This is a genomic window from Streptomyces sp. NPDC026589 (assembly GCF_040638385.1).
GTDB lineage: Bacteria > Actinomycetota > Actinomycetes > Streptomycetales > Streptomycetaceae > Streptomyces.
The window spans coordinates 1-10,287 of sequence record NZ_JBEZYG010000057.1 but is presented as its reverse complement, the minus strand read 5'-3'; the positions used below and the strand labels follow the sequence as shown (position 1 = coordinate 10,287).

General features: G+C 71.5%; 9 protein-coding genes. 1 reads left to right on the top strand and 8 read right to left on the bottom strand.

The annotated features are described in order from the left end of the window. Window positions 1-254 precede the first annotated feature (254 nt). The 5 genes from AB0F29_RS41275 to AB0F29_RS41255 all read right to left on the bottom strand — a co-directional run bounded on the left by AB0F29_RS41275 (window position 255) and on the right by AB0F29_RS41255 (window position 5,078). A complete protein-coding gene (locus tag AB0F29_RS41275; RefSeq protein ID WP_361884114.1) occupies window positions 255-614 on the bottom strand; it encodes a hypothetical protein in 360 nt (119 codons plus the stop codon). 70 nt (window positions 615-684) lie between these two features. Next, on the bottom strand, window positions 685-1,215 hold the full coding sequence (locus tag AB0F29_RS41270) for a hypothetical protein (protein WP_361884112.1): 531 nt from the start codon (window positions 1,213-1,215) through the stop codon (window positions 685-687). Window positions 1,216-1,234: 19 nt separating this feature from the next. Further along, entirely contained in the window at window positions 1,235-2,941 is a 1,707-nt protein-coding gene (locus AB0F29_RS41265; protein ID WP_361884110.1) for an FAD-dependent monooxygenase, read from the bottom strand. A gap of 66 nt (window positions 2,942-3,007) precedes the next feature. After that, window positions 3,008-4,066: an EamA family transporter RarD gene (gene rarD, locus AB0F29_RS41260; RefSeq protein ID WP_361884107.1), complete on the bottom strand. Its 1,059-nt coding sequence runs from the start codon at window positions 4,064-4,066 to the stop codon at window positions 3,008-3,010. A 151-nt stretch (window positions 4,067-4,217) separates the two neighbouring features. Further along, window positions 4,218-5,078: an NmrA family NAD(P)-binding protein gene (locus AB0F29_RS41255; RefSeq protein WP_361884104.1), complete on the bottom strand. Its 861-nt coding sequence runs from the start codon at window positions 5,076-5,078 to the stop codon at window positions 4,218-4,220. Between the two features lie 252 nt (window positions 5,079-5,330). On the opposite strand from AB0F29_RS41255, the gene AB0F29_RS41250 reads away from it, so the two are divergent. Next, on the top strand, window positions 5,331-5,666 hold the full coding sequence (locus AB0F29_RS41250; RefSeq protein ID WP_361884118.1) for a helix-turn-helix domain-containing protein: 336 nt from the start codon (window positions 5,331-5,333) through the stop codon (window positions 5,664-5,666). Between the two features lie 56 nt (window positions 5,667-5,722). Here AB0F29_RS41250 and AB0F29_RS41245 read toward each other — a convergent pair whose 3' ends face one another. The 3 genes from AB0F29_RS41245 to AB0F29_RS41235 form a co-directional block, all read right to left on the bottom strand. Further along, a complete protein-coding gene (locus AB0F29_RS41245; protein ID WP_361884101.1) occupies window positions 5,723-6,796 on the bottom strand; it encodes a 2-oxoacid:ferredoxin oxidoreductase subunit beta in 1,074 nt (357 codons plus the stop codon). Beyond that, complete coding sequence (locus AB0F29_RS41240; protein ID WP_361884098.1) at window positions 6,789-8,753, bottom strand: 2-oxoacid:acceptor oxidoreductase subunit alpha; 1,965 nt, start codon at window positions 8,751-8,753, stop codon at window positions 6,789-6,791. Before AB0F29_RS41240 ends, AB0F29_RS41245 begins: the two co-directional genes overlap by 8 nt. 477 nt (window positions 8,754-9,230) lie before the next feature. Beyond that, window positions 9,231-9,890, bottom strand: coding sequence for a response regulator transcription factor (locus tag AB0F29_RS41235; protein WP_361884116.1), 660 nt, complete (start codon window positions 9,888-9,890; stop codon window positions 9,231-9,233). Window positions 9,891-10,287 lie beyond the last annotated feature (397 nt).

The window sequence follows — 10,287 nt, the reverse complement described above, 5'->3', positions numbered from 1 at the left end:
GATCCCTCTGCCGTCCTCCGGGCGGCGCTGGGGCGAGGTCGTCCTGCACGACGGGGTGCCCAACGGCGAGCGGGTCACCGCGGCGGGGCCCACGCCTCCTGCGGCCCGAGCGATACCGGCGGGGCCGGCTCCCTCATGAACTCGGCCCGCCGGGCCCCGGTCCGCACCGTGTCGCCCGAAACGACGGGCAGGCCGCCGGCCGGGCCCTCACCGCGGGGCAGGGCTCCCTCGGCGCGCAGCGGTGTGTTCTCCGGTTAGCGGTCGGAGTAGCTGAAGTCGCCCATGGTCCAGGCGCTGACGTCCTCGATCGCCACGCGGTACATCCCGCCCGTGTCCGGGATCCCCACCGTTCCCTGCAGAATGCGCGCCACATGGAAGTGCAGATGCGTGGGCGTTTTCCCCACGGGCGCCGGGGCGGTGAAGACGGCGGAGAATTCGCTCAGGCGGGCCGAGTCGGCCAGGACCTCCGACACCCGCTGCCTCCAGACCGCTTCGGGGGCCAGCCGCCCCGTGATGACAGCACCACCGGCGACCACGGTCAGAGTCATCTGATTGCTGTGCCCGGACTCCACCAGGGCAGCGATATCAACCAGCAGTTCGTCAGGCTTCGACATGGGGCCAACTCTATGCACCCCGTCCGGCCGGTTCGAGAGGTGTGCCCTCACCGGCTTCGACAGTGCCGGGTCAGCGCACCCGGGCCTCGCGCGGGGGGAGCCCGGCGCAGGCGGGGCAGGTGTGCCGGTCGATCGCGGCCAGCAGGCGGGTGGCGGCCGTGCGCAGGGTCCGCGCCGGGGAAGTGCCCCCGGCCTCGGGCACGCCGGGCGGGCTGGGCACGCCGGGCGGGCTGGGCACGGAGCCCAGCAGGGCGGCCGTGGAGCGGCCCGCCGCCACCGCGTCGTGCGCGGCGCGGGTCCAGGCAGGATGCTCCGGGTTCCCGGCAGCCAGGATCGTGGCGAGCAGCTCCAGGACGCCCGCCCGGTCCCTGACCGTGTCCGTCGCCGCCAGCTCCCAGAGGAACGGCACCGCCGCCGCCGTCGAGTCGAAGACGGGCGGGGTGCCGATCCAGCGCTCCAGGTCGCTCAGCGCCTCGTCCGAGGTCGGCGCGTCACCCCAGGCGATCCGCGACAGCACCCCGGGAACCTGGGACGCGGAGCCGTACGCGTGTTGCAGCTCGTGCCACCGCACGTTCCCCATGGCCCCCAGGACAGTCCCCATCCGGGCACTCAATCAGCCTTTACCGCACGGCGTCCACCATGCCGGGGGACCGTTCCGCGGACCGACCCGTTCCGTGGAGCCGACGCAGATACTCCCGTACGGAGCCGGCGTCGTCCGCCGGGGCGACCAGGCCCACATGGTGGTCGGGGCGGACGACCACGACGGTGCCCGTGCCGGTACGACCGGAGGCTTCCGTTCCGTACGCGGCGGCCGCGTGGCCCGCGTCGTCGGCCACCGCTCCCGGCTCCGCCCCTGCCCGGTCCTCGTGCGCCGCGTACACCCGGCAGACCCGCACCCCGGCGTCGCCGTACGCGTCCGCCGTCGCGCGCAGGACCGCCGCGCTCCCGGGGCCGAAACCGAGGACCGTGGTGCGGGGGCCCGCGAAGACGCGGTGCAGCCGGGTCCGTACCCCGGTCGCGGCGTCGGCACAGGGGGCGTCCGGGGCGCGGTCCCCGGCGTGCGGGCCGGGCGTCCCGGCCGCCGCCTCCCGGCCCCCGGCGGCCAGGGAACTCCAGCGGTAGCCGACACTCAGGCCGGTGGTGTCGGCGACACCCAGGGCAGTGGTGTCGGCGCTGAACGCCGCGTCCAGGCCGCCGCCGGGGCGACGGATCGCCTCCAGGGTGGCCCGCAGCCGCTCCGATGTGAGGTCCAGGGTGCGGGCGGCCACCGGAAGCCGCTCCTCCTCATAGGTGTCCAGCAGCTGAGCGTCCGCGTGACCGGCGAGCACAAGCCCCAGCTTCCAGCCCAGGTTGAACGCGTCCTGGACGCCGGTGTTCATCCCGAGGCCGCCCGCGATGGCGTGCACGTGCGCCGCGTCGCCCGCGAGGAGGACCCGCCCGGCGCGGAACCGGTCCGCCATCCGTACGTTGACCCGGTACGTCGACAGCAGCTCCGCCCGCGTCAGGGCCGGGCCGGGCAGGGCGGTGTGGTGGGCGAGCAGCCGCCTGAACCCGTCGGCGGTGGGCGCGAGCGGCCGTCCCCGACCGTCCCGCTCCGGCCCGGCCTGGAACCACCAGCCCGTCCGCGTGCCGGGGATCGGGCAGAGCATCACCGCGCCGTCCTCGTCGAACCACTGGTGCCAGCGGTTGCGGTCCAGGGCGCCCTCGGCCAGGTCGACATCGCCGCAGACCATCACCTGGTCCTCGTCGGTGGTCCCCTCGAACCCGATCCCGAGCAGCTTCCGTACGGAGCTGTGGGCGCCGTCGCAGCCGACGACGTACCGGGCCCGCCCGGCCGGCCCATCGGCGTACCTGACGTCGACATGGCCCCCGTCGCCCCTGCCGCCCTCGTCGCCACCGCCGTCATCGTGACGTGTCTGCGTCAGCCCCACGACCTCGCGGCCCGGCTCGACGCGGACGCCGTACCCGGCCAGCCGGTCGCGGAGGATGCCCTCCAGCCGCCACTGGGCGATCAGCCACCCCCGGTCGTAGGGCGCGTCGGGCGACGGCGCGGAGTCCGCCCACGGATCGGCCTCCGCCACGGGGAGACGGTCGCGGTACTTGAGCATCGGCAGCGGGGCCGAACCGGCGGCGAGCACCTCCTCGACCACTCCCAGATCGTCCAGGATCTCCAGCGACCGGGGGTTGGGGCCCTTGGCGCGCGAGGTGCGCGGCGGGGCGGGGGACCGGTCCACGATCCGTACGGCCGCGCCGCGCCGGGCCAGGTCGCAGGCCAGCACCAGCCCGGTGGGTCCCGCTCCCACGATGAGTACGTCGGTCATGCCCATGCTTCTCCTTCGGTCATGTTCCCGGTCCATCCAGGACAGGGAAACGTAACCGAGTAAGAAAAGCAACTAGGTAATCTTTTGTTGGGTGGGGCTGCCCTGCGGTGTGGGCGTGGGGTCCGGGGGCGTGGCTGCGGGGTCCTGGGCCGTGGTCGCAGGGTCCGGGGGCATGGTCACGGGCTCCGGGGGCATGGACGCGGGTGTGGCGGCCGCCGTCGCCAGCAGCTTCAGGGCGAGCGCCCGGTTGCGTCGGGCGGTCCGCAGCGCGTCCCAGGTCAGCAGCGACAGTGCCAGCCAGACCAGGGCGAACCCGGCCCACCGCTCGGGCGGCATCGACTCGTTGAAGTACAGGACGCCCAGCCCGAACTGGAAGACCGGGGCCAGGTACTGGAGCAGGCCCAGTGTGGAGAGCGGCACCCGGACCGCCGCCGCGCCGAAGCAGATCAGCGGTACCGCGGTGACGATGCCCGTCGCGGCGAGCAGGAACCCGTGCCCCGCGCCCCCGGTCGTGAACGTCGACCCGCCGGTGGCGGCGAGCCAGAGCAGGAAGCCGAGCGCGGGCACGAAGAGCACGGCGGTCTCGGCGGCCAGCGACTCCAGGCCGCCCATGTTGACCTTCTTCTTCGCCAGGCCGTACGTGGCGAACGAGAACGCCAGCACCAGCGAGACCCAGGGCGGCTTGCCGTAGCCGATCGCCAGGACGAGGACGGCGACCAGCCCTGTGGCGACCGCGGCCCACTGGACCGGTCGCAGCCGTTCGCCCAGCAGCAGGACGCCCATGGCGATGGTGACCAGCGGATTGATGAAGTAGCCGAGCGAGGCCTCGACGACCTGGCCGTTGTTCACGGCCCAGATGTAGAGACCCCAGTTGACGGTGATGGTCGCCGCGGCGACCGATATGAGGCCCAGCTTGCGCCGGTCGCGGACCAGTTCGCCGATCCAGGCCCAGCGGCGTACGACCAGCAGGGCGACGGCGACGACGCCGAGCGACCAGACCATCCGGTGCGCGAGGATCTCGATCGCCCCGGACGGCTTGAGCAGCGGCCAGAACAGCGGGACCAGGCCCCACATCCCGTACGCGCCGATTCCGTACAGCAGGCCTGCCCGCTGTTCGTTCTTCCCCTCCACGTGCCCTCCCGGCCCGGCCGCGCCGGCGGATCCGCCGACGGCACGACGGTAGCGCCGGAAGAGCTTCGTGTCATAGCCGTCTCATGGAAACACTCATGACAGGGCCCTGTGTGACGAGGTGGGGGCGGGTGGCGCAGGGGTGCGTCGAGGCTCAGGCGGCGGGCAGGGCGGCGCGCACGGTCTCGGCGAGGGGCGTCGTCGGGCGGCCGATGAGCCGGGCGAGGTCGCCGCTCGTCCCCGCGAGCCGTCCCCGTCCGATCGCCTCGTCCACGTCCACGAGGATCGCGGCGAAGGTCTCGGGCAGTCCGGCACCGACCAGGACCTCCTGATGCGCGGCGGCCGGCACGTTCTTGTACGTGATCTCCTCGCCGGTCAGCTCGGACAGCAGCGCGGCGTACGAGGCGAGCGACCAGGCGGTGTCGCCGCTCAGCTCGTAGGCGGTGTTCAGGTGGCCGTCGCCGGTCAGCACGGCGGCCGCCGCGGCGGCGTAGTCGGCCCGGGAGGCGGAGGCGACACGGCCCTCACCCGCGTTGGCGAGCACCGAGCGGTGCTCCAGGACCGGGGCCAGGCTGGCGGTGTAGTTCTCGGTGTACCAGCCGTTGCGGAGGAACGTGTACGGCAGCCCGGAGTCGAGGATCAGCTGCTCGGTGGCCTTGTGCTCGTCGGCCAGGGTGAAGTCCGCGTCCGGCCCGCCGAGCACGCCGGTGTACGCGAGCTGGGCGACGCCCGCGGCCTTCGCCGCGTCGACGACCGCGGCGTGCTGCGGCACCCGCTTGCCCACCTCGCTGCCGGAGATCAGCAGTACCCGGTCGCCGGGCCGGAAGACTCCGGCGAGGGACTCGGGGCGGTCGTAGTCCGCGATGCGCAGCTCCACGCCCCGGGCGGCGAGCGCGGCGGCCTTCTCCTTGTCGCGCACGACCGCGACGACCTCGCCGGCCGGGACCTCGGCCAGCAGGGCGTCGACGACGAGGCGGCCGAGCGCGCCAGTGGCTCCGGTGACAACGATGCTCATGAGGGTCTCCGATTCGGTGGTTCGACGATGCGGTTTCGGTGGTTCGGTCCGTTTCCGCGCTTCGGTTACGACCCTACGGGTAGCGCTAACTGTAAGAAAGTACCCACTTTGAAGTAAGGTACCGGCATGACAGAGAGTGCGGAGACTCCACGCCCGGGTCGTCCGGGCCGTCCGGACCGTCCAGGTTCTCCGGGTGAAGGCCGTGGCGCGGCGGCCCTGTCCTCTCTCCTGGCCTGGGACGTCAACCAGCCCATGTGCCCGTCCCGGCTGATCCTGGAACACGTGACGAGCCGCTGGGGCGTCCTCGTGCTGGCGGCGCTGCTGGAGCGTTCGTACCGCTTCAGTGAACTGCGCCGCGCGGTGGGCGGGGTCAGCGAGAAGATGCTGGCCCAGACCCTCCGGACGCTGGAGCGCGACGGCTTCGTCCACCGGGACGCGAAGCCGGTGATCCCGCCGCGGGTGGACTACACGCTCACCCCGCTCGGCACCGAGGCCGCCGAGCAGGTCTGGGCGCTCGCCCGCTGGACCGAATGCCAGGTGGACGCGGTGGAGGCGGCACGCGAGGCATACGACGGGGCCCGGGCCTGACCCCGTGGGGATCGGGCCCGGGCCCCGGGCGGTACGCGTACGGTCCTCGCCCGGCCTCAGCCGACGACGGTCCAGGTGTCGTTGCCGGCGAGGAGCGAGCCGAGGTCGCCCTTGCCGTTCTGCTCGACGGCGGCGTCGAGCTGGTCGGACATCAGCGTGTCGTAGACGGGCCGTTCGACGCTGCGCAGCACCCCGATGGGGGTGTGGTGCAGGGTGTCCGCGTCGGCGATCCGGGACAGCGCGAACGCTGTCGTCGGCGATTCCGCGTGGGCGTCGTGGACGAGGACCTGGGAGCGGTTCTCCTCCGTGACGGCCACGACCCGCAGATCGCCGGTGGCCGGATCGCGCACGACGCCCTTGGGCTCCTGGGAGCCGAAGAGGATCGGCTGACCGTGTTCGAGGCGGATGACGGCCTCGGCGGCCTGTTCCTTGTCCTTGAGAACCTCGAAAGCGCCGTCGTTGAAGATGTTGCAGTTCTGGTAGATCTCCACCAGCGCCGTGCCCGAGTGTTCGGCGGCCGCGCGCAGCACGCTGGTGAGGTGCTTACGGTCGGAGTCGACCGTGCGCGCCACGAACGTCGCCTCCGCGCCGATGGCGAGGGACACCGGATTGAACGGCGCGTCGAGCGACCCCATCGGCGTCGATTTGGTGATCTTGCCCAACTCGGACGTGGGGCTGTACTGGCCCTTCGTCAGCCCGTAGATCCGGTTGTTGAAGAGCAGGATCTTGAGGTTGACGTTGCGGCGCAGGGCGTGGATGAGGTGGTTGCCGCCGATGGAGAGGGCGTCGCCGTCGCCGGTGACGACCCAGACCGACAGGTCACGCCGCGAGGTGGCGAGCCCGGTCGCGATGGAGGGGGCGCGGCCGTGGATGGAGTGCATCCCGTAGGTGTTCATGTAATACGGGAAGCGGGAGGAGCAGCCGATTCCGGAGACGAAAGTGATGTTCTCCTTCGCGAGGCCCAGCTCCGGCATGAACCCCTGGACGGCGGCGAGCACCGCGTAGTCGCCGCAGCCGGGGCACCAGCGGACCTCCTGGTCGGACTTGAAGTCCTTCATGGACTGCTTCGCCTCGGCCTTGGGCACCAGCTGCAGCAGGTCGTTGTGGTGCAGTTCCTCGGTGTCAGGCATCGATGGCCTCCTTGAGGGCCGTGGCGAGCTGCTCGGCCTTGAACGGCATTCCGTTGACCTGGTTGTAACTGTGGGCGTCCACCAGATACTTCGCCCTGAGCAGCATGGCGAGCTGGCCGAGGTTCATCTCCGGGACGACGACCTTGTCGTAGCGCTTCAGCACCTCGCCGAGGTTCTTCGGGAAGGGGTTGAGATGGCGGAGGTGGGCCTGGGCGATGGGTTCCCCCGCGGCCCGCAGCCGACGCACCGCCGCGGTGATCGGCCCGTACGTCGAGCCCCAGCCGAGCACCAGGGTGCGGGCCCCGGCGGGGTCGTCGACCTGGAGGTCGGGGACCTCGATGCCGTCGATCTTGGCCTGGCGGGTGCGGACCATGAAGTCGTGGTTGGCCGGGTCGTAGGAGATGTTGCCCGTGCCGTCCTGCTTCTCGATCCCGCCGATACGGTGCTCCAGGCCGGCCGTCCCGGGGACCGCCCACGGACGGGCCAGGGTCCCCGGGTCGCGCTTGTAGGGCCAGAACACCTCCGTCCCGTCCGCCAGCGTGTGGTTCGGTCCGGTGGCGAAGGGGGTCTTCAGATCGGGCAGGGTCGACGTCTCCGGGATCCGCCACGGCTCGGAGCCGTTGGCGAGATAGCCGTCGGAGAGCAGGAAGACCGGGGTGCGGTAGACCAGGGCGATCCGGGCCGCTTCGATCGCGGCGTCGAAGCAGTCGGCCGGAGTCCGCGGAGCCACGATCGGAACCGGGGCCTCACCGTTCCTGCCGAACATCGCCTGCAACAGATCGGCCTGCTCGGTCTTGGTCGGCAGCCCGGTCGACGGCCCGCCCCGCTGGATGTCGATGATCAGCAGCGGCAGCTCCAGGGAGACCGCGAGACCGATCGTCTCCGACTTCAGCGCCACCCCCGGGCCGGACGTCGTCGTGACGCCCAGCGCCCCGCCGAAGGCCGCGCCCAGCGCCGCACCGATCCCGGCGATCTCGTCCTCCGCCTGGAACGTCCGCACACCGAAGTTCTTGTGCCGCGACAGCTCATGCAGGATGTCCGAGGCCGGAGTGATCGGATACGACCCCAGATACAACGGCAGCTCCGCCAGCTGCCCGGCCGCGATCAGCCCGTAGGACAGGGCGAGGTTCCCCGAGATGTTGCGGTAGGTGCCGGTGGGGAAGGCCTTCGAGGCCGGGGCCACCTCGTAGGAGACCGCGAAGTCCTCGGTCGTCTCACCGAAATTCCACCCCGCCCGGAAGGCCGCCACGTTCGCCTCGGCGATCTGCGGCTTCTTCGCGAACTTCTGCCGCAGGAACGTCTCCGTCCCCTCGGTCGGCCGGTGATACATCCACGACAGCAGGCCCAGCGCGAACATGTTCTTCGACCGCTCCGCCTCCTTGCGAGGCAGCCCGAACTCCTTCAACGCCTCCAGCGTCAACGTCGTCAACGGCACCGGATGGACGTTGTAGGCCTCCAGCGAACCGTCCTCCAGCGGATTGGTCGCGTACCCCACCTTCGCCATCGGCCGCTTCGTGAACTCATCGGTGTTCACAATGATCTCCGCGCCGCGCGGAACGTCGTCGATGTTCGCCTTCAACGCGGCCGGGTTCATCGCGACCAGGACGTTGGGGGCGTCGCCCGGGGTCAGGATGTCATGATCGGCAAAGTGCAGCTGGAACGAAGAAACCCCCGGCAGGGTGCCTGCGGGGGCGCGGATCTCGGCCGGGAAGTTCGGCAGCGTGGAGAGATCGTTGCCGAAGGAAGCGGTCTCCGAGGTGAACCGGTCACCCGTGAGCTGCATGCCGTCACCCGAGTCGCCTGCGAAACGGATGATCACCCGGTCCAGGCGACGGATCTCCTTCCCGTCGCCGCCCGTGGTTCCCGTCGTACCTGACAGGGGGGCTCGCTGACCCCCGAGGACGGCGTCGTTGGCCTCTTCGGCCTTCTCTGCCGCGCTACTGACCTGGCTCGTCACTGAACTGGACCTCCCTTGGGCGGCGGTTCGGAACCGTCCGGCCAGCCGGCGATCCCAGAGGCCACCCTACGTCCGCGTAGGTGGCCTCCCAGGGACCGATCATATGGTGGACGCTCTTTTGAGACACCCTTTGAGTAAGGTTTGTCACGTTTTGCAACCCCCCTGATCGCGAGATGAAGACGGCCGCTCCCTGAGTCTTTTGTCCTAGGTCTCCCTCCTGCCCCCCAGGGCCTCCTCGGCGGCTCGGGCCCCCGTCGACCCCTTCTTGATCAGAGGTGCCCGCCCGGCACCCACCGGACACCCTCGGACCCGCGCGATGCCCGTAATGCGCCCGGGGCGCTCCCGGGGTGCTCCGGGCGCGCCCCGGGAGGGGTCTCGGAGTGCCGGTCGGCGTAAGGCCGCCTGCGGCTCGCATTCCGTCCGGCCGCCATCTGACAGGGCGTCAGGTGTTTGGGGTGTCACGAGGGTGTCAGATGTCTAGGATTTCAGGTAGGTCAGCACAGCGAGGACGCGCCGGTGGTCTCCGTCGCTGGGCGAGAGCCCCAGCTTCTGGAAGATGTTGCTGACGTGCTTCTCGACCGCCCCGTCGCTCACCACGAGCTGGCGGGCGACCGCGGAGTTCGTCCGGCCCTCGGCCATCAGCCCCAGGACCTCCCGCTCGCGCGGTGTCAGCCCGGCCAGCACGTCCTGCTTGCGGCTGCGGCCCAGCAGCTGCGCCACCACTTCCGGGTCCAGCGCCGTCCCGCCCTGCGCCACCCGGACGACGGCGTCCACGAACTCGCGGACCTCGGCCACCCGGTCCTTCAGTAGATACCCCACCCCGCGGCTGCTGCCCGCCAGCAGCTCGGTGGCGTACTGCTCCTCCACGTACTGGGAGAGGACCAGCACCCCGATGTCCGGGTAGTCCTTCCGCAGCCGCACCGCTGCGCGCACGCCCTCGTCGGTGTGCGTCGGCGGCATCCGCACATCGGCGACCACCACATCGGGCAGCGCCTGCTGGGCGTCGAGGTCCGCCACGGTCTTGAGCAGCGCCTCCGCATCCGCGACCCCCGCCACCACGTCGTGCCCGAGATCGGTGAGCAGACGGGTGAGCCCCTCCCGGAGCAGGACCGAATCCTCGGCGATGACCACGCGCACCCTGTTCTCCACGTTCTCCACGACTGCGAGTCCCCCACTGTTCCGAATATGCCGCGCTCCCCGCGACCCCGCACGCACCACGCCCGACCACCGCGCACCGCGCCCCGACCGCACAAGCATCCCAGGACCCGGACACGGATGGGGCCCCTGTGGATAACCCGGAGGACCGGCAGCACGGCGAGCACGGGCCCCGCGCGGCCCCGCACGCCCTGGGCACGGACGGCCGCACGCCCTCCTGGGCACGGACGGCCGCACGCCCCGGACGATCACGGCTGTGCATGCCTGACGATCACGGTCCTAGCCCCTCGCCCGCGGTCGTACGCCCCGTTGCCGGACCGGGAGGCCGGGCGAAGGGGCCGAGCGCGCCGACCCGCATCTGCGGGGCCACGGTCAGCGG

What these genes read in the sequence shown, in the direction of transcription:
- AB0F29_RS41265 (WP_361884110.1), bottom strand. Translation starts at nt 2,941, where the DNA reads ATGGGCATGACCGACGTACTCATCGTGGGAGCGGGACCCACCGGGCTG.
- AB0F29_RS41245 (WP_361884101.1), bottom strand. Translation starts at nt 6,796, where the DNA reads ATGCCTGACACCGAGGAACTGCACCACAACGACCTGCTGCAGCTGGTG.
- AB0F29_RS41255 (WP_361884104.1), bottom strand. Translation starts at nt 5,078, where the DNA reads ATGAGCATCGTTGTCACCGGAGCCACTGGCGCGCTCGGCCGCCTCGTC.
- AB0F29_RS41270 (WP_361884112.1), bottom strand. Translation starts at nt 1,215, where the DNA reads ATGGGGACTGTCCTGGGGGCCATGGGGAACGTGCGGTGGCACGAGCTG.
- AB0F29_RS41250 (WP_361884118.1), top strand. Translation starts at nt 5,331, where the DNA reads ATGTGCCCGTCCCGGCTGATCCTGGAACACGTGACGAGCCGCTGGGGC.
- AB0F29_RS41275 (WP_361884114.1), bottom strand. Translation starts at nt 614, where the DNA reads ATGTCGAAGCCTGACGAACTGCTGGTTGATATCGCTGCCCTGGTGGAG.